The following is a 21,416-nucleotide window of genomic DNA, read 5'->3' on the forward strand; positions in this document are numbered from 1 at the left end:
CGGCACATGTCAAAAGGGCATTCGCTACAAGACCCTTACTTGAATACCTTGCGCAAGGAGAAGGTCGGCGTTTCGATCTACCTGGTCAACGGTATCAAGCTGCAAGGCACGATCGAGTCCTTCGATCAGTTCGTCATCCTGCTGAAGAACACTGTCAGCCAGATGGTCTACAAACACGCTATTTCCACCGTCGTTCCGGTTCGCCCGATTCGCCTGCCAAGCGCTACCGATGACTCGGGTGACGCTGACTCCGGTAACGCCTGATAGGAGCCTGCCTTGTTCTTTGAGCGCCACAGTGGTGGTGAACGGGCGTTGCTTGTTCATCTGGAAGGTCAAGACCCTGAGGCGCGCGAAGATCCGCAGGAGTTTCAGGAACTGGCCCTGTCGGCAGGTGCCGACACGGTCGCGCTGGTCAACATTTCGCGTCATCGGCCCTCTGCCAAGTTCCTGATCGGCAGCGGCAAGGTCGAAGAGCTTCGTGATCAGATCAAGGCCGAAGAGGTCGATCTGGTCATTTTCAATCACACCCTCACGCCCAGCCAGGAACGTAACCTCGAACGTGTCTTCGAGTGCCGCGTGCTCGATCGCACCGGGCTGATCCTGGACATCTTTGCCCAGCGCGCACGAACCCATGAAGGCAAGCTGCAGGTCGAACTGGCCCAGCTCGAGCACATGAGCACCCGCCTGGTACGCGGCTGGACCCACCTTGAGCGTCAGAAGGGCGGTATCGGCCTGCGCGGCCCTGGCGAAACCCAGCTGGAAACCGACCGACGTCTGTTGCGGATCCGTCTGCGGCAGATCAAGGCGCGCCTGGAGAAGGTGCGCAGCCAGCGCGACCAGGCGCGGCGCGGGCGCAAGCGGGCCGACATTCCTTCGGTTTCGCTGGTGGGCTACACCAACGCTGGCAAATCCACGCTGTTCAATGCGGTGACCGATTCCGAGGTCTATGCGGCGGACCAGCTGTTCGCCACGCTCGACCCGACCCTGCGGCGCTTGCAGCTCGACGACCTGGGGCCGATCGTGCTGGCCGATACCGTGGGTTTCATTCGCCATCTGCCGCACAAGCTGGTCGAGGCTTTCCGCGCCACGCTGGAGGAGTCGAGCAACTCCGATCTGTTGCTGCACGTGATCGACTCTCACGAGCCGGAGCGTGACGCCCAGATCGAGCAGGTGATGGAGGTGCTGGGCGAGATCGGTGCCGAGGGCTTGCCGATACTCGAGGTGTATAACAAACTCGATCTGCTCGAAGGGGTGGAGCCGCACATTCAGCGCACGCCCGACGGCAAGCCGGAGCGGGTCTGGGTGTCGGCCCGCGACGGGCGTGGCCTCGAGCTGCTCAAGCAGGCCGTGGCCGAACTGCTGGGCGAGGATCTGTTCGTCGCCACCCTGCGCCTGCCGCAGCGTCTGGCCCGGCTGCGGGCACGCTTCTTCGAGGTGGGTGCGGTACAGACCGAAACGCATGATGAAGAGGGTGCCAGCCTGCTGGCTGTTCGTTTGCCACGTGTCGAACTCAATCGTATGGTGAGTCGCGAGGGATTGCAGCCGCTGGAGTTCATTGAGCAACACACTTTGCAATAAAAAGCGCGGGAAAGCGACTGCACGGCTTTCCCGTGCATTCTGTAGCATGGGGCGGCGCGCCGAGGGCGCGTCTTTGCTTTATCAGATGGAGAGCGCTATGGCTTGGAATGAGCCGGGTGGCAACTCGAACAATCAGGATCCCTGGGGTGGCAACGGCAAACGTCGTGGTGGCGACCGCAAGGGGCCACCGGATCTCGACGAAGCCTTCCGCAAGCTGCAGGAAAGCCTGAACGGGCTGTTCGGCGGCGGTAAGAAACGCAGTGATGACGGCAATGGTCAGGGCGGCTCGGGCAAGAGCGGCGGCTTTGGTCTGCTGGGCATCGGTCTGTTCGTGGTCCTGGCCTTCTGGCTGTACAACGCCATCTATGTGGTCGACGAGCAGGAGCAGGCGGTAGTCCTGCGTTTCGGCAAGTACTACGAGACCGTAGGTCCCGGCCTGAACATCTATTTCCCGCCGTTCGACCGCAAGTACATGGAGAACGTCACTCGCGAGCGTGCCTACAGCAAGCAGGGCCAGATGCTCACCGAGGACGAGAACATCGTCGAAGTGCCGCTGACCGTGCAGTACCGAATCTCCAACCTGCAGGACTTTGTGCTCAACGTCGACCAGCCTGAGGTGAGCTTGCAGCACGCCACCGAAAGCGCGCTGCGCCACGTTGTGGGTTCCACGGCCATGGACCAGGTGTTGACCGAGGGCCGCGAACTGATGGCCAGCGAGATCAAGGAGCGCCTGCAGCGCTTCCTCGATACCTACCGCACCGGCATCACCGTCACCCAGGTGAACGTGCAGAGCGCTGCCGCACCCCGTGAAGTCCAAGAGGCCTTCGATGACGTGATCCGTGCCCGTGAAGACGAGCAGCGGGCCCGTAACCAGGCCGAAGGCTATGCCAATGGCGTGATCCCCGAGGCGCGCGGCCAGGCCCAGCGCATCATCGAAAACGCCAACGGCTACCGTGACGAAGTCATCTCCCGTGCCAAGGGTGAGGCTGACCGTTTCACCAAGCTGGTGGCCGAGTACCGCAAGGCACCGGAAGTCACCCGCGAGCGTCTGTACCTGGAAACCATGCAGGAAGTCTTCAGCAATACCAGCAAGGTGCTGGTGACCGGCGACAAGGGGCAGAACAACCTGCTCTATCTGCCGCTGGACAAGATGATCGAGAACAGCCGCGGCAACAGCCCAGCGGCCACCTCGAGCAGCAATACATCGTCGGTGAGCACGGATGCCAATGCGCGTCCGGTCGAGACCCAGCAGCGTGAGACGCGTACCAGGGAGAGCCGCTGATGAGCAATAAATCACTGTTCGCGCTCATCGTGGGCGTGGTTCTGGCGGTCATCGCCTGGAACAGCTTCTATATCGTGTCGCAGACCGAGCGTGCGGTGCTGCTGCAGTTCGGTCGTGTCGTCGAAGCCGACGTGCAGCCCGGCCTGCATGTGAAGGTTCCCTACGTGAACCAGGTGCGCAAATTCGACGCTCGCCTGCTGACCCTTGACGCGCCGACCCAGCGGTTCCTGACCCTGGAGAAGAAGGCGGTGATGGTCGACGCCTACGCCAAATGGCGGGTCAAGGATGCCGAGCGCTTCTACACGGCGACCTCGGGCCTCAAGCAGATCGCCGACGAGCGCTTGTCGCGTCGTCTGGAGTCCGGCCTGCGTGACCAGTTCGGCAAGCGCACCCTGCACGAGGTCGTGTCGGGCGAGCGTGACGCGCTGATGGCTGACATCACCGCTTCGCTCAATCGCATGGCCGAGCGCGAGCTGGGTATCGAAGTGATCGACGTCCGGGTCAAGGCCATCGACCTGCCCAAGGAAGTCAACCGCAGCGTATTCGAGCGCATGAGCACCGAGCGTGAGCGTGAAGCCCGCGAGCACCGTGCCAAAGGTAACGAGCTGGCCGAAGGTATCCGCGCCGATGCCGACCGTCAGCGCCGCGTACTGCTGGCCGAGGCCTATCGCGAGTCCGAAGAGACCCGCGGTGATGGCGATGCCCAGGCGGCCGCCATCTACGCCAAGGCTTACGGCCAGGACCAGGAGTTCTACGCGTTCTACCGTAGCCTGCTGGCCTACCGCGAGAGCTTCGCGAACAAGAGCGACGTGATGGTGCTGGATCCGAAGAGCGAGTTCTTCCGCTACCTCGAGAAGCCCAAGCCCTGATGCGCACACCCCATTGGGCGGCAAAACCGTCTGATGGGGTGAACCTGCGGTAAAACGTGTGTATCATGCGGCAGCCGGGAAATTCCCGGCTTTTTTGCGTCTGCACGATTGATTGGCCGCTGCCCTTGGGCGGGCGGCAGAATTTTTCGAGGAGAGCGGGGCCCGAAACCTGTTTTCGGTTGTTTGTCGTGCCCGTCGTACGGCGTTTCGCTCTCTGCTTCACTCAAGGCTTGCCCCAGGGCTGGCCGCCCGCAATAAGGGGAATGGCTTAATGGCAACGGTTGATCGCTGGCTGCTACCGGATGGCATCGAAGAGGTGCTGCCACCGGATGCGGCACGCATTGAAGTCGCACGACGTCAGGTGCTGGATCTGTTCCAGAGCTGGGGCTATGAGTTCGTCGTCACTCCGCATATCGAATACCTGGAATCGCTGCTGACCGGCGCGGGCTCCGACCTGGACCTGCGCACCTTCAAGGTGGTCGATCCACAGTCCGGCCGGCAGATGGGCTTTCGTGCCGACATCACCCCGCAGGTCGCGCGTATCGACGCTCATACCCTCAAGCGCGAAGGCCCGAGCCGGCTGTGCTACGCCGGCAGCGTGCTGCATGCCAAGCCGCGCGCCCTGTCCAGTTCGCGCAGCCCGATCCAGCTGGGTGCCGAGCTGTATGGCGATGCCAGCACCAGCAGTGACGTGGAAGTGATCAGCCTGATGCTGGCCATGCTGCAGATGGCTGATGTGCCAGACGTGCACATGGACCTCGGGCATGTAGGCATCTACCGTGGCCTGGCGCGCGCCGCCGGCCTGTCCGGCGAAGTCGAACAGCAGTTGTTCGATGCCATGCAGCGCAAGGCCATCGACGAGGTCGTCGAGCTGACTGCCGGCCTGCCGGCCGAGCTGGCGTCGATGCTGCGCGCGCTGGTCGATCTGTGCGGTGGTCGTGAAGTGCTGGTCGCGGCCCGCGACCGCCTGGCGGGTGCGCCGGCGGCGGTGCTGGCGGCGCTCGATGACCTGGTGGTGGTGGCTGAGCGCCTGGAGGCGCGTTTCCCGGAGCTGCCGCTGTACTTCGACCTGGGCGAGCTGCGTGGCTACCACTACCACACTGGCGTGGTCTTCGCCGCTTTCGTGCCGGGTGTCGGCCAGTCCATCGCCCAGGGCGGTCGCTATGACGACATCGGTGCTGACTTTGGTCGGGCGCGTCCGGCGACCGGCTTCTCCACCGACCTGAAGACCCTGGTGACCCTGGGGCGGGCCGAAATCGAATTGCCGTGCGGTGGCATCTGGGTGCCCGACAGCACGGACTCAGCGCTCTGGAAGTTGATCTGCCAGCTGCGCCAAGACGGGCAACGTGTGGTCCAGGCCTTGCCTGGGCAGCAGGTAAGCGCCGCGCGTGAAGCTGGCTGCGACCGGCAATTGATCCAGCAAGGTGAGCGCTGGCAGGTAATGCCGCTGGCCTTTTGAGTATTCCAGCCGGCCGCTGCCGGCACCAAGTTTGCGTGAATGAGGACGAGTGTTATGGGTAAGAATGTCGTAGTCCTGGGCACCCAATGGGGTGATGAGGGCAAAGGCAAGATCGTCGATCTGCTGACCGAACATGCCGCCGCCGTAGTTCGCTACCAGGGCGGTCACAACGCGGGCCACACGCTGGTGATCGACGGTGAGAAGACCGTACTGCACCTGATTCCATCCGGCGTGCTGCGCGAAGGCGTGCAGTGCCTGATCGGTAACGGCGTGGTGGTGGCACCCGATGCGCTCATGCGCGAAATCGTCAAGCTCGAAGAGAAGGGTGTGCCGGTGCGCGAGCGCCTGCGTATCAGCCCTTCCTGCCCGTTGATCCTGTCCTATCACGTTGCGCTGGACCAGGCGCGCGAGAAGGCCCGTGGCGAGCTGAAGATCGGCACCACCGGTCGCGGCATCGGCCCGGCCTACGAAGACAAGGTCGCGCGCCGCGGCCTGCGCGTGGGTGACCTGTTCCACCGTGAGCGTTTCGCCGCCAAGCTGGGCGAGTTGCTGGACTACCACAACTTCCAGCTGGTCAATTACTACAAAGAGCCGGCCATCGACTTCCAGAAGACCCTGGACGAGTGCATGGAGTACGCCGAGCTGCTCAAGCCGCTGATGCTCGACGTTACCGCCGAACTGCACGAGCTGCGTCGCAACGGCAAGGACATCATGTTCGAAGGTGCCCAAGGCTCGCTGCTGGACATCGATCATGGCACCTACCCGTACGTGACCAGCTCCAACACCACCGCAGGCGGCATCGCCACCGGTTCCGGTTTTGGTCCTCTGTACCTGGATTACATCCTGGGTATCACCAAGGCCTACACCACGCGTGTGGGTTCGGGTCCGTTCCCGACCGAACTGTTCGACGATACAGGTGCTTTCCTGGCCAAGCGCGGTCATGAATTCGGTTCCACCACCGGTCGTGCTCGTCGCTGCGGCTGGTTCGATGCCGTCATCCTGCGTCGCGCCATCGAGATCAACAGCATCTCGGGCCTGTGCCTGACCAAGCTGGACGTACTCGATGGTCTGGAGACCATCAATATCTGCGTCGGCTACGAGAACGAGCAGGGTGCAGTGATCGAAGCGCCGACCGATGCCGACAGCTACGTGGGTCTGCGTCCGGTGTACGAGGAAATGCCGGGCTGGAGCGAATCCACCTTGGGCGCCAAGACCCTGGAAGAGCTGCCGGCCAATGCTCGCGCCTACATCAAGCGCATTGAAGAGCTGGTGGGTGCACCGATCGACATCGTTTCCACCGGTCCTGACCGCAACGAAACCATCGTGCTGCGTCATCCGTTCGCCTGATCGGCATCGCGTCATCCACAAAGGGTCGCCTCGTGCGGCCCTTTGTCGTTTCTGGCGTTCGGCGGCGAACCGGTCAAGTCGCTTGCTGTCGGCACGACCTTTGCTGTAGAAACGTCAGAAAAGTTACTGGCAGTTTAATGGCGTTACCAGTGAAAGGAGTTTCCCGTGTCCGCTGTTCTCTCTCTCCTGCGCAGTCGCTTGCTGCGCCCCGTGTTCATTGCCCTTGGGGTGGCCCTGCTGATGCAGGTGTTGGTGGCAGTGGCGTTGACGCGCAGCACGGTATCGGCACTGGAGGCCGATCTGGCGCGCACCCTGGGTGGTGATTCGCAACAGTTGTCCGCCCAGCTGGAGAAAGCCAGTAACGATGTCGCTGCGAGCCTGGATGCCCTGTCGGCCAATACCCGCCAGCGTCTGACCGAAGGTCTGTCGACCCGACTCAAGGACGAGCAGGCGCAGTTGCGCGGTACCCTGGAAAAGAGCCTGCGTGAGTCTGCCAACGATATGGCTGAGCTGCTGGCTGCCGTTGCTCCGCGTGCCATGTGGGATAACGACACGCCGACCCTTTCCGAATTCGCACGGCGTGCCCAGCGCAATCCCAACGTGTTGTTCGTCATCTACGACGACGCTTCTGGCGAGCATCTGACTCGCTATCTGGATCGCGATAACCCCAAGATCAAGGCCTTGCTGGCCAAGGGGCAGGGTGAGCGCGCCATGGACAAGGTGCTCGATGCGGCCAAGAGTGATCCGGGCGTGTATTACCTGGAAGCTTCGATCAGCCCCAACGGTGTGGAAATCGGCAAGGTGCGCATGGGGGTTTCCACCAATGCCGTGGAAGAAAGCCTGCAGGCCCTCGACCAGCGCTTCTCTGCGCTCATCGCCAGCGGCGACAAGCTGGTTTCCGATAGCCTGACGCAGGCGGCGGCCGGCAGTTCCGCAGCGTTGCGCAGCCGCCTGCAAGAGGCGCAAGGCACTGCCCAGAAAATGGCGGGCAACACCAGTGCCGCCGTGCAAGGCGCCGCCGAGACCCTGCGCTGGAGAATCGGCATGAGCCTGGCGCTGGTTGGCCTGGGTGTATTGCTGCTGGTGGCCGTGGTGCTCGGGCGTCGTGTGGTGAGCAAGCTGCGCCTGCTGATCGTGGCGCTGAACGACCTGGCTGCGGGTGAGGGTGACCTGACCAAGCGGGTCAGGCTCGACAGCAATGACGAGATCGGTGACATGTCGGCGGCGGTCAACCGTTTCGTCGACAAGCTGCAGCCTATCGTCCGCGAGGCGGGGGAGGTGGCGCAGCGTACCGGTGTCGAGATTGGCGTGATGAGTCAGCGCAATGCCGGTGCGGATGCGGCAGCCGAGCGTCAGCGCGACGAAGTGGCGGCCAGTCTTCAGGCGCTGGAGCGCATGGCGGATGAGGCGCAGAACGAAAGCCAGACCATGCAGGCTGCCCTGCAGCAGGTCGAGGGTATCAAGCGTGCAACCGACGAGACCACCCGTACGGCGGGTCAGGTCGGAGGGTTGATCGAGGCACTGGCCGGGCAGGTGGAAACCGGTGCCCAGGTGATCGAGCGGCTGGCGCAGCAGAGTGAGCAGATTGAAGTGGTGCTCGAAGTGATCCATGGCATTGCCGAGCAGACCAACCTGCTGGCGCTGAACGCGGCCATCGAGGCGGCGCGTGCCGGTGAGACCGGGCGCGGTTTTGCGGTGGTCGCCGACGAGGTGCGGGCCCTGGCCAGCAAGACGCAGAGTTCCACGGGCGATATCCAGGAGCACATCGGTGCCTTGCAGCGTGGTGCCAAGGAGGCAGTGGCGGCCATCGACCAGGCCGGCAAGCAGGCCAGGGAGGGGTTGGCTGTGCTGCGTGACAGCGTCCGTCTGCAGCAAACCGTGCAGGAATCGGTGGAGCAGGTGCACTCGGCGATTGGTCTGGCGACCCAGGCGGCGGTGCATCAGGCCGAGGGCGCTCAGGCGGTGCGTGGACGGGTCGAGGTGATTCATGCCCAGGCCGAGCGCGCCGCGCAGGCGGTTTCGGAAACCACCGCTAGTGGCAAGGTGCTCAATGGTCTGGCTGCGCAGCTCAAGGCCAGTCTGGGGCAGTTCAAGGCTTGATATGGCATGGGCCGCACCGGTTATGCCGGTGCGGGTGGCTTAATGCCAATACTGTTCAGTTAGTCGGTATGTGGCTCGGTGGGAGCGGCTTTAGCCGCGAAAGCGCCAGGAAATTCAGTGCATCTGCTGTGAGCATGTGGTCGCTTCGCGGCTGAAGCCGCTCCTGCCCGGTCTGACTGACCAGTATCGGGCCTAATGCCCGCCACTGTGCGGGGCTGCTGCCTATCTCGAGGTTGAGGGGGTATTTGGAGAGAAAGCAGGTAAGGCAGAAAGCACAAAACCGAGCACTTGGCTCGGTTTTGTCTGAATTGGTGCCCAGGAGAAGACTCGAACTTCCACGACCGTAAGGTCACCAGCACCTGAAGCTGGCGTGTCTACCAATTTCACCACCTGGGCGGGTATTGCATATGATGCGAATCTTAAGACTCTGCATCGCCTCAAGGCAAGGTCTTGAGTTTTGAATTGGTGCCCAGGAGAAGACTCGAACTTCCACGGCCGTAAGGCCACCAGCACCTGAAGCTGGCGTGTCTACCAATTTCACCACCTGGGCAACTCGTTGCTTTGAGCTTTAATTTCGTTTGAAATCAAGGCTTCGTGCAACTCAACGTTGGCTTGGCCTCCGTTGTGGTGCGCATCATAGGGATGGCTCGAAAGCCTGTAAAGCTCTTTTTTCAGGTTTTTGAAAAAAAGTGACCGGGTGTGTGAAATGGCCGCTTAGCGTTTCAAACCCGTATATGCGAAACTGCGCCCTTACAGACAAGGTGAACAAATACTAATGGCCGATTGGCAGTCCCTCGATCCCGAGGCCGCTCGTGAAGCGGAAAAATACGAAAACCCCATTCCCAGCCGTGAGCTGATCCTGCAGCACCTCGCTGAGCGTGGATCGCCCGCCGCCCGTGAACAACTGGTCGACGAATTCGGCCTGACCACCGAAGACCAGATCGAAGCCCTGCGTCGGCGCCTGCGCGCCATGGAACGTGACGGTCAGCTCATCTACACCCGGCGCGGCACCTATGCCCCGGTAGACAAGCTGGACCTGATCCTCGGCCGCATCATCGGCCACCGCGACGGCTTCGGCTTCCTGTCGCCCGACGACGGCTCCGATGATCTGTTCCTCAGCCCCGCACAGATGCGCCTGGTGTTCGACGGCGACCGCGCCCTGGCGCGTGTCTCGGGCTTCGATCGTCGTGGCCGTCGTGAAGGCGTGATCGTCGAAGTCATTTCCCGTGGGCATGAAACCGTGGTGGGCCGCTATTACGAAGAAAGCGGCATCGGTTTCGTCATCCCGGACAACCCCAAGATCCAGCAGGAAGTGCTGGTGACCCATGGCCGCAATGGCGGCGCCAAGGTGGGTCAGTTCGTCGCGGTGAAAATCACCCACTGGCCGACCCCGCGCTTCCAGCCCCAGGGTGACGTGGTCGAGGTGGTGGGCAACTACATGGCCCCCGGCATGGAAATCGATGTCGCGCTGCGCAGCTACGACATCCCGCACGTCTGGCCCCAGGGTGTGCTGAAAGAGGCCGGTCGCCTCAAGCCCGAGGTCGAGGAAAAGGACAAGGTCAACCGCATCGACCTGCGTCACCTGCCGTTCGTGACCATCGACGGCGAAGACGCACGCGACTTCGACGACGCCGTGTACTGCGAGCCGCGCCCCGGCAAGCTGCGCCTGTTCTCCGGCGGCTGGAAGCTCTACGTCGCCATCGCTGACGTCTCCAGCTACGTGAAGGTGGGGTCGGCGCTGGACGCCGAGGCCCAGGAGCGCGGCAACTCGGTGTACTTCCCCGAGCGCGTGGTGCCGATGCTCCCCGAGGAACTGTCCAACGGCCTGTGCTCGCTCAATCCGCATGTCGATCGCCTGGCCATGGTCTGCGAGATGGACTTCTCCAAGACCGGCGAGATGATCGACTACGTCTTCTACGAGGCGGTGATCCACTCCCACGCACGGCTGACCTACAACAAGGTCAGCACCATGCTGGAGCACTCGCGCACTGCCGAGGCGCGCAAGCTGCGTGACGAGTACAGCGAGGTGGTGCCGCACCTCAAGCCCCTGTACGCGCTGTACAAGGCGCTGCTCGGCGCCCGCCACGTGCGTGGTGCGATCGACTTCGAGACCCAGGAGACCCGTATCGTCTTCGGTGCCGAGCGCAAGATCGCCGAGATCCGTCCGACCACCCGCAACGATGCTCACAAGCTGATCGAGGAGTGCATGCTGGCGGCCAACGTGGCCACCGCCGAGTTCCTCAAGAAGCACGAGATTCCGGCGTTGTACCGGGTTCACGAAGGACCGCCTCCGGAGCGCCTGGAAAAACTCACCGCGTTCCTCGGTGAGCTGGGCCTGTCGCTGCACAAAGGCAAGGAGGGGCCGTCGCCGAAGGATTACCAGGCCTTGCTGGCGGCCATTCGCGAGCGGCCGGATCATCACCTGATCCAGACCGTGATGCTGCGCTCGCTGAGCCAGGCGATCTACACCTCGGACAACAACGGCCACTTCGGTCTGAATTACGAGGCCTACACGCACTTCACCTCGCCGATCCGCCGTTATCCCGATCTGCTGACCCATCGGGCGATCCGCAGCGTGATTCGCTCCAAACGCGAGACGCCGCATGTGCGCCGCGCCGGTGCCGCGACGATTCCCAAGGCACGTATTTATCCGTACGACGAAAACAGCCTGGAGCAACTCGGCGAGCAATGTTCGATGACCGAGCGCCGCGCCGACGAGGCGACCCGCGACGTGGTCAACTGGCTCAAGTGCGAGTACATGAAAGACCGCGTGGGCGAGACCTTCCCAGGTGTCATCACCGCAGTGACCGGTTTCGGTCTGTTCGTCGAACTGAAAGACATCTACGTCGAAGGCATGGTGCACGTCACTGCGCTGCCAGATGACTACTACCACTTCGACCCTGTGCATCACCGCCTGGCTGGCGAGCGCAGCGGGCGCAGCTACCGCCTGGGTGACACCGTCGAAGTCACGGTGATGCGCGTCAACCTCGATGAGCGCAAGATCGACTTCGAGGTGTCCAAGAAGTCCGCCAGTGCGCCAGCGCCGCGCAAGCGTGAAGTGCGCAGTGGTACGCCGTTCGACGAGCCAGCGCCAACGCCTGCGCCGGCACCGGCCGCCAAGCCTGCCAAGGGCGAAGGTCGGCGCGGCGCGTCCAAGCGGGCCGTGGCCGATGCCTACTACCCCAGCGATGCGGTGGCCAAGAACGCCGAGGTGCGCAAGAGCCGGGAAATGAAGAAAGCCCTGCTGGCCGAAGCCAAGAGCGGTGGCAAATCTTCGGGCAAGTCGGGGCGGGGCGGCAGTGACGCTTCGCGTGGCAGCGAGTCGTCGGGCAAGCCCACCAAGCATCGCAAGGGGCCTTCGCGTTCCAAGTCCAAGGGCAAGTCATGAGTGAGCTGGAAAAAGTCTACGGCGTGCATGCCGTAGAGGCCTTGTTGCGTCACCACCCCAAGCGGGTCAAGCAGATCTGGCTGGCCGAAGGGCGCAGCGAGCCACGCGTGCAGACGCTGGTCGAGCTGGCCGGGCAGAATCGTGTGCAGATTGGCCAGGCCGAGCGTCGCGAGATGGATGCCTGGGTCGAGGGCGTGCACCAGGGCGTGGTCGCCGAAGTCAGCCCCAGCCAGGTCTGGGGCGAAGCGATGCTCGACGAGCTGCTGGAGCGCCATGAGGGCACGCCGCTGCTGCTGGTGCTCGATGGCGTGACCGACCCGCACAACCTCGGTGCCTGCCTGCGTACTGCCGATGCCGCAGGGGCGCTGGCAGTGATCGTGCCCAAGGACAAGTCCGCGACGCTCAACGCCACGGTGCGCAAGGTCGCCTGTGGCGCAGCCGAGGTCATCCCGCTGGTGGCGGTCACCAACCTGGCGCGCAGCCTGGAAAAGCTGCAGAAGCGCGGAGTGTGGATCGTCGGTACCGCTGGTGAGGCCGAGCAGGAGCTTTATGCCCAGGATCTCACCGGCCCGATCGCCATCGTCATGGGCGCCGAAGGCAAAGGCATGCGTCGCCTGACCCGCGAGCACTGTGACTTCCTGGTGCGCCTGCCCATGGCCGGCAGCGTCAGCAGCCTCAATGTCTCGGTGGCTACCGGCGTGTGCCTGTTCGAGGCCCTGCGCCAGCGCAAGGCGCCGCGCGCCAGTTAAAAGCGCCAAGCTACAAGCTGCAAGGAGAAGCGGGCGGGGCGGCCTCGGTATCTGTTGCTCGCCATGATCTGCTTTTGTCTTGCAGCTTGCAGCTTGCAGCTTGCAGCTTGCAGCTTGCAGCTTGCAAAGCTGCTCAAATATTCGCCAATGTCCTTGCGCCGCCTCCGGCCCTTCTCTACAATTGCGCCCCTTGCCGTCACGGCAGGCCTTCATGTGCCTGCAGGCGGGCAAGACACAACGAGTCATTCACTCCTTGTCTGACCGCGCAAGCGGCAGGCTACAACCCGTAAGGAGCATTCATGCGTCATTACGAAATCATCTTCCTGGTCCACCCGGATCAGAGCGAGCAAGTCGGCGGCATGGTAGAGCGTTACACCAAGCTGATCGAAGAAGACGGCGGCAAGATCCACCGTCTGGAAGACTGGGGTCGTCGTCAACTGGCCTACGCCATCAACAACGTTCACAAGGCTCACTACGTGATGCTGAACGTTGAGTGCACCGGCAAGGCCCTGGCCGAGCTGGAAGACAACTTCCGCTACAACGATGCCGTGATCCGTAACCTGGTCATCCGTCGCGACGAAGCCATCACTGGCCAGTCCGAGATGCTCAAGGCTGAAGAAAACCGCAGCGAGCGCCGTGAGCGTCGCGACCGTCCTGAGCACGCTGACAGCGCCGATGGCGACGACAGCGACAACAGCGACAACAGCGATAACGCTGACGAGTAATCCACGGACCTTTTGAGGAGCCTATTACATGGCACGTTTCTTCCGTCGTCGTAAATTCTGCCGTTTCACCGCTGAAGGCGTGAAAGAGATTGACTTCAAGGATCTCAACACCCTGAAGGCCTACGTATCGGAAACCGGCAAAATCGTTCCAAGCCGCATCACCGGTACCAAAGCCCGTTATCAGCGTCAGCTGGCCACCGCTATCAAGCGCGCCCGCTTCCTGGCCTTGCTGCCTTACACCGACAGCCACGGCCGCTGAGACCGGGTCGTCGACAAGCGTAACAAGGGATAGATCGCATGCGCGCCCTGGCTGAATTGATCATGCGCGGCCGTATGCAGGCCACCCTCGCGGTGGTCGGATGTGCGGCATTGCCGCTGCTGTTCTGGTTGAGTGCTGCCGCGGGAAGCCTGGTGCTCCTGCGACGCGGGTTCAGTGATGCCGCCGGCATCCTGGCCTGGGCTCTGCTGCCGGCCTTGGCCTGGTGGTATTTCGGCGAACCGCGCACCGCTCTGGTGCTGGTCGGAACGCTGGGCCTGGCAATGGTTTTGCGTGCCAGCGAGTCTTGGGCCCGTGTATTACTCGCCAGTGTGGCGTGGGGACTGTTGTACGCAGTGATTCTGGGAGCGGTGTTCCGCGAACCCATCGAGCAGTTGGCGCAGGAGATACAGAAACACCTGCCTGCCATGCTCGGTGACCTCTACGCACAGATGAGCGTAGAAGAGCGGAGCCGCCTGGGGGCACTGATCGCACCGGTGCTCAACGGCCTTATAGCGACATTGCTGCAGATCGTCAGCGTGCTGAGCCTGATGTTGGGGCGTTACTGGCAGGCTTTGTTGTACAACCCTGGCGGTTTCGGGCGCGAATTCCGGGCCTTGAGACTGTCGCCGGTGCCGATGCTGGTACTGGTGGTCGCCATGCTGTTGGGGCCGAATTTCGGTGCACACATGGCCATGCTGACACCTCTGTGCAGCGTGCCACTGGTCTTCGCCGGCCTCTCGCTGATGCATGCGCAGGTGGCTGACAAGCGCCTGGGCAAGTTCTGGCTGGTGGGGATGTACATCATGCTGGTGGTATCGACGCAGTTGATCTATCCGTTGCTCGTGGTCTTGGCCATTGTCGACAGCCTGATTGATTTTCGCGGCCGCCGGGGGTCGAAAGACACCGGAAGTGGTCCTGCGAACGGTGAAGGTTAAAAGTTAAGAGGATTTCCACATGCAACTGATCCTTCTGGAAAAAGTCGCCAACCTGGGCAACCTGGGCGACAAAGTAAACGTCAAGGCCGGCTACGGCCGTAACTACCTGCTGCCATACGGCAAGGCCACTCCTGCGACCCCAGCCAACCTGGCTGCGTTCGAAGAGCGTCGCGCCGAGCTGGAAAAGCTGGCTGCAGAGCGTATCGCTTCGGCTCAGAGCCGTGCTGCCCAACTGGCCGAGCTGGAAGTGACCATCACTGCCACCGCTGGCGACGAAGGCAAGCTGTTCGGTTCGATCGGCACCCACGACATCGCTGACGCCCTGACCGCCTCCGGCGTTGAAGTGGCCAAGAGCGAAGTTCGTCTGCCGAACGGCACCATCCGTAACGTCGGCGAGTACGACGTTGCCGTGCACCTGCACAGCGACGTTGATGCGACCGTTCGCGTTGTCGTGGTGGCTGCCTAAGCAGCACATGATCGTCTGGCGGCCTGTCCGCCAGAGGATTAACATCGGGCACGATCCTGTTCGCAGGTCGTGCCCTTTGTATTTCTGAAGGGTGCTGCAGACACACACCTGATTGAGAAACTTCGAATTCAAGTGGCCATGAACGATATTTCCGCCCCCGAACAATACGATCTGCAAACCGCTGCCCTGAAGGTGCCGCCACATTCCATCGAGGCCGAACAGGCTGTGCTCGGTGGCCTGATGCTGGACAACAACGCCTGGGAGCGCGTGCTCGATCAAGTGTCCGATGGCGACTTCTATCGGCATGACCACCGCCTGATCTTCCGCGCCATCGCGCGGCTCGCCGACCAGAACCTGCCCATCGACGTGGTGACCCTGGCCGAGCAGCTCGACAAGGAAGGCCAGACCTCGCAAGTGGGCGGCCTGGGCTACCTCAGCGAGCTGGCCAAGAACACCCCCTCGGTCGCCAACATCAAGGCCTATGCGCAGATCGTCCGCCAGCGTGCCACGCTGCGTCAGTTGATCGGCATCAGCAACGAGATCGCCGACAGCGCCTTCAACCCCGAGGGGCGGACAGCCGAGGAAATCCTTGACGAGGCCGAGCGGCAGATCTTCCAGATCGCCGAGGCGCGACCCAAGACCGGCGGCCCGGTGGGCGTCAACGACCTGCTGACCAAGGCCATCGACCGTATCGACACACTGTTCAACAGTCAGAACGCGATCACCGGCCTGTCCACCGGCTACACCGACCTGGACGACAAAACCAGCGGCCTGCAGCCGGCCGACCTGATCATCGTCGCCGGCCGTCCATCGATGGGTAAGACCACTTTCGCCATGAACCTGGTGGAGAACGCCGTATTGCGCAGCGAGAAGGCCGTACTGGTCTACTCGCTGGAAATGCCAGGTGAATCGCTGATGATGCGTATGCTGTCCTCGCTCGGGCGTATCGACCAGACCAAGATCCGTTCCGGTCAACTGGACGACGACGATTGGCCGCGCCTGACTTCGGCGGTCAACCTGCTCAATGACCGCAAGCTGTTCATCGACGACACCGCCGGCATCAGCCCCTCGGAAATGCGCGCACGCACCCGCCGCGTGGCCCGTGAGCACGGTGAGATCGGCATGATCATGATCGACTACCTGCAGCTGATGAAAATCCCGGGCGCCGGTGGTGAGAACCGTACCAACGAGATTTCCGAGATCTCCCGCTCGCTCAAGGCCCTGGCCAAGGAATTCAACTGCCCGGTCATCGCCCTGTCGCAGCTCAACCGCTCTCTTGAACAGCGCCCCAACAAGCGGCCGATCAACTCCGACCTCCGTGAGTCGGGTGCGATCGAGCAGGATGCCGACGTGATCATGTTCGTCTACCGTGACGAGGTGTATCACCCTGAAACCGAATACAAGGGCATCGCCGAGATCATCATCGGGAAGCAGCGTAACGGTCCCATCGGCACCGCGCGCCTGGCGTTCATCGGCAAGTACACGCGCTTCGAGAACCTGGCGCCGGGCAGCTATCAGTTCGACGACGACTGACCCACCGCCGGCCCGCCGCACGGTGCGCGGGCCTCTCTGGCGGCCGATTCCGGCACTTGATAAATCCGACCATTACCGTCGGATGTGGTCAAATTTTGTGCTATATTCCGCGGCCGCGATTTTCCTGCACTCCTGACACCGGTTACCGCCATGCAAGCAGCCAAGCCGTTATTTGACTATCCCAAGTACTGGGCCGAATGTTTCGGACCAGCGCCGTTCCTGCCCATGAGCCGGGAAGAGATGGATCAACTGGGCTGGGACTCGTGCGACATCATCATCGTCACCGGTGATGCCTACGTCGACCACCCGTCCTTCGGCATGGCGATCATCGGCCGGCTGCTGGAAGCCCAGGGCTTCCGCGTGGGCATCATTGCCCAGCCCGACTGGACGTCCAAGGACGACTTCATGAAGCTCGGCGAGCCGAATCTGTTCTTCGGTATCGCGGCCGGCAACATGGACTCGATGATCAACCGCTACACCGCAGACAAGAAGATCCGTTCCGACGACGCCTACACCCCTGGTGGCCTGGCCGGCAAGCGCCCGGACCGCGCCAGCCTGGTGTACAGCCAGCGCTGCAAGGAAGCCTACAAGCACGTGCCGATCGTGCTGGGCGGCATCGAGGCGTCGCTGCGCCGCATCGCTCACTACGACTACTGGCAGGACAAGGTTCGTCATTCGATCCTGGTCGATGCCTGCGCCGATATCCTGCTCTACGGCAACGCCGAGCGCGCCGTGGTGGAAGTCGCCCAGCGCCTGTCGTGGGGCGAGAAGATCGAAGACATCACGGACGTACGCGGCACCGTGTTCGTGCGCCGTGACACGCCGCAGGGCTGGTACGAGGTCGATTCGACGCGCATCGACCGGCCGGGCAAGATCGACAAGATCATCAACCCCTACGTGAACACCCAGGACACTCAGGCCTGCGCCATCGAGCAGGCCAAGGGCGAAGTCGAGGACCCCAACGAAGCCAAGGTGGTGCAGATCCTCGAAAGCCCGCGCATGACCCGGGACAAGACCGTGATCCGCCTGCCGTCCTTCGAGAAGGTGCGCAACGACCCGGTGCTCTATGCTCACGCCAACCGTGTGCTGCACCTGGAAACCAACCCCGGCAACGCCCGGGCGCTGGTGCAGAAGCATGGCGACATCGATATCTGGCTGAACCCGCCGCCAATTCCGATGACCACCGAAGAAATGGACTACGTGTTCGGCATGCCATATGCCCGTGTTCCGCACCCTGTCTATGGCAAGGCGCGCATCCCGGCCTACGAGATGATCCGCTTTTCGGTGAACATCATGCGCGGGTGCTTCGGCGGCTGTACCTTCTGCTCGATCACCGAGCACGAAGGGCGGATCATCCAGAACCGCTCGCACGAATCGATCATTCGCGAGATCGAAGAGATCCGCGACAAGGTGCCAGGTTTTACCGGGGTCATCTCCGATCTCGGCGGGCCGACCGCCAACATGTACCGCATCGCCTGCAAGAGCACCGAGATCGAGCAGCACTGCCGCAAACCGTCGTGTGTGTTCCCCGGCATATGCCCGAACCTCAACACCGACCACTCCGCGCTGATCCAGCTGTACCGCAGCGCTCGCGCCCTGCCGGGGGTGAAGAAGATTCTCATCGCCTCGGGCCTGCGCTACGACCTGGCGGTGGAGTCGCCGGAGTACGTGAAGGAACTGGTGACCCACCACGTGGGTGGCTACCTGAAGATCGCCCCGGAGCACACCGAGGAAGGGCCGCTCAACCAGATGATGAAGCCGGGTATCGGCACCTATGACCGCTTCAAGCGCATGTTCGAGAAATTCTCGAAAGAGGCGGGCAAGGAGCAGTACCTCATCCCTTACTTCATTGCTGCCCACCCTGGCACCACCGACGAAGACATGATGAACCTGGCGCTGTGGCTCAAGCGCAACGGTTTCCGTGCCGACCAGGTGCAGGCCTTCTACCCCTCGCCGATGGCCTCGGCCACGGCCATGTACCACTCGGGCAAGAATCCGCTGCGCAAGGTCACCTACAAGAGCGAAGGGGTGAGCATCGTCAAGAGCGAAGCGCAGCGTCGCCTGCACAAGGCCTTCCTGCGCTACCACGACCCGAAGGGCTGGCCGATGCTGCGTGAAGCCCTGGAGCGCATGGGCCGCGCCGACCTGATCGGCCCCGGCAAGGACCAACTGATCCCGTTGCATCAGCCGGCCACCGACAGCTACCAGAGCGCGCGGCGCAAGAACTCTACCCCGGCTGGCAGCCACAAGGTCGGCAAGGGCAGTGCGACCGGCAACGGTGGCGGCAAGATTCTTACCCAGCACACCGGTCTGCCACCGCGCGGCAGCGACGGCAGCAAGCCGTGGGACAAACGCGAACAGGCCAAGGCCGCCGCCGAGGCGCGCCACAAGGAAGCGGCCCGCGAGCGCGCCCAGGCCAACAAGAAGGGCAAGAAAAAGCCTTCGCGCCAGCCGGTACTACCACGCTGATTCAACCGGCCTGACGGCCCAACAGGGCCGTCAGAGTTTCCTGTTCTCGCGGATGTTCCATCCGTACTTGAGCGCCCCGCCAGCTTTGCCGCCATCGTCCTTCTGGGGCTGATAACTGACCTCGACACTGGCGAAGTTCAAGGCAAAGGTTTCGGCCTGCACCTCGCTGTGGTTGACTGCCTGGGTGTTGAACGACGCCACCAACACTTCCTTCAGGCGAATGACCAGATATTCAAGCGGCTGGTTACCCCCAGCCTTGCGAACGGTGAGGGTGGCCTCGGGGAAATGCATGCCGCTCGAGCAGGCCATCAGCAGGTTGGGTGTCGACTTGTCGAGGGCCTTGGTAATGCTGAGGTTCTGGATGCTCACCTTGCTCGCACCGCCACCGCTGCCCTGATGCATCGAACCGTTCTGGGTCATGCCCCATTGAAAGGATTGGATATCGATTTCATCACGGTGCTGGCTATCCCTGGACTCTCCCTTGATATTCCCCAGTTTCAGGAACATATCCATTGTCATATCTATTCCTTGCGATCGGTTGCTTTCAATGGATGGAATTTTTCCGAATCGGGGACTTGTTGCAATGGGCGATGAATAGATCGAGAAATACCTTACAGAATAAGATGATTTTTCCGGCTCTCACTGTTTTCTGATGCGCTTATTCTCGGGTATTTAATAACGATTCGAGAGGCTTCATGCATTCGGTGTTGCTCAAGGACGGGTTTTCAGTCGCCAAAACCAACGCGCGCCTGCGCATAGAAAGTACATTGGACTTGCTGCGCTTGTTTCGAATAATCGATAGCGATCCGGCCATCGTCGGGGCGGGTGTCATCTACATCGATAGTGAACTCAACATCGTAACGCTCAGGGATTTTCAAGCCCTCTGCAGCGTGGCAGTGAAACATGTAGTCCTGCGTGAGTCGCCGCGGTATATGGCGCCACAGGAGTTTGCCCGGACGCTGGAGGTCAATCCACGAGAGTCCCAGATAGCCTTCGAAGTCTTCGGGATGACGCTATCCTGTGCTGGGGCCGTGATCGCCTGGCAGGTCATAGGTGCGGGAGGGGCCGGGCTCGTACCATTCACAGCAGGTGCCAGTACGGTAGTAGCTTATGTGGGCTACGCTGCGGCGGCTGCAACAGCCATGCAGTGCGTCAATGGCATCGCAAGGGTAAGCATGGAGATATTCAATCCGGACTTGAAGGATTGGCTGGACAGCAACGATTGGTATCAGGAAGTCTCAATCATTCTGGATGCAATATCCTTGTTAGGTGTTGCGGTTACTGCAATGGCCACCGTAAAGCTGGTCGTTGTGATCAGGTCGTCGACTGGAAAAAGCCTGCTAGAGGCGCTTAAAGGGCTCACTAGACAAGAGAGAGCAAAGTTGACCCAGGAGCTTCTTCGTATCCAGGATCCGCGCTTGACAACCAAGTTGCTGAAGTTGAAGAGGCTGGCGGGTGAGTTGCCGCGAAGGGTCAGCGCGCTGCAGCTCAGAAGAGATATTCTGAACCAGATCAGTGACCTGTTTGGCGCCGGGCTTGCCCTGACTGGCAGTTCGACGGCGGGCAGTCTCCGTGCACTGGCCATCGGGGTTTATTCGGAAGTCACTGATGAATGAAGAACGGCTTTCCTATAACGCTCGACGGCAGTTTTCCCGCCGTTACACGCCGGTCCTGATGGCTGGACTGCTTTGCGCGAGCGGCGCGCTCAGCGCCACGATGAATCTTGTCATAACGACCTACCTGCGTGAGGCGCCTGTTGATGAGGTCGGCCCGATGGTGATGACAGTCGTGTGCACGCAGGTGTTCTTGATCATATTAAGCAATTACCTGATCGCCAGAGGTCGGCCACAAGGGATGTGGATCATGGTGGCGGTTTCCTTCGTATGCCTTGCCAGCGCTGTTCCGACTATCGCCTTTCAACCCAATCCCATTCTTTATGCATTGGCCTTGCTACTTCCTTTGTTATGCCTGCTAATCCTCAACTCTTCTCGGCACAGGGAGTTTCGCAAGCATTGTCTTTCTTTTCGGCATGAGCGAGACGCGGTTACACAGCAAATCAAGGCACAAAGGGCGCTGGAGAAAAAACGCGAAATGCTTCGGGCTCGTGGTCGATCCGGTCGGTCACGCCAACATTAGGCGCGATGCCCCCTTTGCGTGCGCGTCGATCACCACAGTGCAGACACTGGCGCAATCCTGGCGCTCTGCTTGACTGTCCTGCGTCATCCACGCTCCGGGCGCCGTGCATGCCCTGTGGTGG

18 protein-coding genes and 2 tRNA genes are annotated in these 21,416 nt (G+C 61.8%); 17 read left to right on the top strand and 3 right to left on the bottom strand.

The window, feature by feature from the left end; translation table 11 throughout:
* The first annotated feature begins 6 nt into the window (after window positions 1-6).
* The 7 genes from hfq (at window position 7) to RRX38_RS18845 (ending at window position 8,635) form a co-directional block, all read left to right on the top strand.
* Window positions 7-264, top strand: coding sequence for an RNA chaperone Hfq (gene hfq, locus RRX38_RS18815; protein WP_295469856.1), 258 nt, complete (start codon window positions 7-9; stop codon window positions 262-264).
* 12 nt (window positions 265-276) lie between these two features.
* On the top strand, window positions 277-1,578 hold the full coding sequence (gene hflX / locus RRX38_RS18820) for a ribosome rescue GTPase HflX (protein WP_315960241.1): 1,302 nt from the start codon (window positions 277-279) through the stop codon (window positions 1,576-1,578).
* Between the two features lie 97 nt (window positions 1,579-1,675).
* On the top strand, window positions 1,676-2,860 hold the full coding sequence (gene hflK / locus RRX38_RS18825) for an FtsH protease activity modulator HflK (RefSeq protein WP_315960242.1): 1,185 nt from the start codon (window positions 1,676-1,678) through the stop codon (window positions 2,858-2,860).
* A complete protein-coding gene (hflC, locus tag RRX38_RS18830; RefSeq protein ID WP_295469864.1) occupies window positions 2,860-3,729 on the top strand; it encodes a protease modulator HflC in 870 nt (289 codons plus the stop codon). The genes hflK and hflC overlap by 1 nt, the downstream gene beginning before the upstream one ends.
* A gap of 271 nt (window positions 3,730-4,000) precedes the next feature.
* Window positions 4,001-5,188, top strand: coding sequence for an ATP phosphoribosyltransferase regulatory subunit (locus RRX38_RS18835; RefSeq protein ID WP_295469867.1), 1,188 nt, complete (start codon window positions 4,001-4,003; stop codon window positions 5,186-5,188).
* A gap of 54 nt (window positions 5,189-5,242) precedes the next feature.
* Window positions 5,243-6,535, top strand: a complete 1,293-nt coding sequence (locus RRX38_RS18840; RefSeq protein ID WP_295469869.1) for an adenylosuccinate synthase — start codon at window positions 5,243-5,245, stop codon at window positions 6,533-6,535.
* 165 nt (window positions 6,536-6,700) lie between these two features.
* Complete coding sequence (locus RRX38_RS18845; RefSeq protein ID WP_315960243.1) at window positions 6,701-8,635, top strand: methyl-accepting chemotaxis protein; 1,935 nt, start codon at window positions 6,701-6,703, stop codon at window positions 8,633-8,635.
* Window positions 8,636-8,944: 309 nt separating this feature from the next.
* Here RRX38_RS18845 and RRX38_RS18850 read toward each other — a convergent pair.
* Together RRX38_RS18850 and RRX38_RS18855 are read right to left on the bottom strand one after the other, a co-directional pair.
* A tRNA-Leu gene (locus tag RRX38_RS18850) sits at window positions 8,945-9,031 on the bottom strand.
* 67 nt (window positions 9,032-9,098) lie between these two features.
* Window positions 9,099-9,185: transfer RNA gene (locus RRX38_RS18855), tRNA-Leu, on the bottom strand.
* Window positions 9,186-9,410: 225 nt separating this feature from the next.
* Between RRX38_RS18855 and rnr the strand changes: the two genes are divergently transcribed.
* The 8 genes from rnr (at window position 9,411) to RRX38_RS18895 (ending at window position 19,159) form a co-directional block, all read left to right on the top strand.
* Window positions 9,411-12,023 carry a ribonuclease R gene (gene rnr / locus RRX38_RS18860; protein ID WP_315960244.1) on the top strand — a complete coding sequence of 871 codons (2,613 nt, stop codon included), beginning with the start codon at window positions 9,411-9,413 and terminating at the stop codon, window positions 12,021-12,023.
* Window positions 12,020-12,772 (top strand): 23S rRNA (guanosine(2251)-2'-O)-methyltransferase RlmB, encoded by a 753-nt coding sequence (rlmB, locus tag RRX38_RS18865; RefSeq protein ID WP_315960245.1) that lies wholly within the window; start codon window positions 12,020-12,022, stop codon window positions 12,770-12,772. The genes rnr and rlmB overlap by 4 nt, the downstream gene beginning before the upstream one ends.
* A 299-nt stretch (window positions 12,773-13,071) precedes the next feature.
* Window positions 13,072-13,497: a 30S ribosomal protein S6 gene (gene rpsF, locus RRX38_RS18870; RefSeq protein WP_295469877.1), complete on the top strand. Its 426-nt coding sequence runs from the start codon at window positions 13,072-13,074 to the stop codon at window positions 13,495-13,497.
* A 28-nt stretch (window positions 13,498-13,525) separates the two neighbouring features.
* Window positions 13,526-13,756, top strand: coding sequence for a 30S ribosomal protein S18 (gene rpsR / locus RRX38_RS18875; RefSeq protein WP_295469880.1), 231 nt, complete (start codon window positions 13,526-13,528; stop codon window positions 13,754-13,756).
* 38 nt (window positions 13,757-13,794) lie between these two features.
* Complete coding sequence (locus RRX38_RS18880) at window positions 13,795-14,691, top strand: hypothetical protein (protein WP_315960247.1); 897 nt, start codon at window positions 13,795-13,797, stop codon at window positions 14,689-14,691.
* A 19-nt stretch (window positions 14,692-14,710) separates the two neighbouring features.
* A complete protein-coding gene (rplI, locus tag RRX38_RS18885) occupies window positions 14,711-15,157 on the top strand; it encodes a 50S ribosomal protein L9 (protein WP_315960248.1) in 447 nt (148 codons plus the stop codon).
* Between the two features lie 138 nt (window positions 15,158-15,295).
* A complete protein-coding gene (dnaB, locus tag RRX38_RS18890) occupies window positions 15,296-16,690 on the top strand; it encodes a replicative DNA helicase (RefSeq protein ID WP_295476647.1) in 1,395 nt (464 codons plus the stop codon).
* 150 nt (window positions 16,691-16,840) lie between these two features.
* Complete coding sequence (locus RRX38_RS18895) at window positions 16,841-19,159, top strand: YgiQ family radical SAM protein (protein ID WP_315960249.1); 2,319 nt, start codon at window positions 16,841-16,843, stop codon at window positions 19,157-19,159.
* Window positions 19,160-19,189: 30 nt separating this feature from the next.
* Here the strand turns inward: RRX38_RS18895 and RRX38_RS18900 are convergent, their stop codons facing one another.
* A complete protein-coding gene (locus RRX38_RS18900) occupies window positions 19,190-19,678 on the bottom strand; it encodes a type VI secretion system tube protein Hcp (protein WP_315960250.1) in 489 nt (162 codons plus the stop codon).
* A 176-nt stretch (window positions 19,679-19,854) separates the two neighbouring features.
* Between RRX38_RS18900 and RRX38_RS18905 the strand changes: the two genes are divergently transcribed.
* Window positions 19,855-20,775, top strand: a complete 921-nt coding sequence (locus RRX38_RS18905) for an NAD synthetase (protein WP_315960251.1) — start codon at window positions 19,855-19,857, stop codon at window positions 20,773-20,775.
* Window positions 20,768-21,295 carry a hypothetical protein gene (locus tag RRX38_RS18910; protein ID WP_315960252.1) on the top strand — a complete coding sequence of 176 codons (528 nt, stop codon included), beginning with the start codon at window positions 20,768-20,770 and terminating at the stop codon, window positions 21,293-21,295. Before RRX38_RS18905 ends, RRX38_RS18910 begins: the two co-directional genes overlap by 8 nt.
* The last annotated feature ends 121 nt before the right edge of the window (window positions 21,296-21,416 follow it).

This window comes from Pseudomonas sp. DTU_2021_1001937_2_SI_NGA_ILE_001 (assembly GCF_032463525.1).
Classification (GTDB): Bacteria; Pseudomonadota; Gammaproteobacteria; order Pseudomonadales; family Pseudomonadaceae; genus Aquipseudomonas.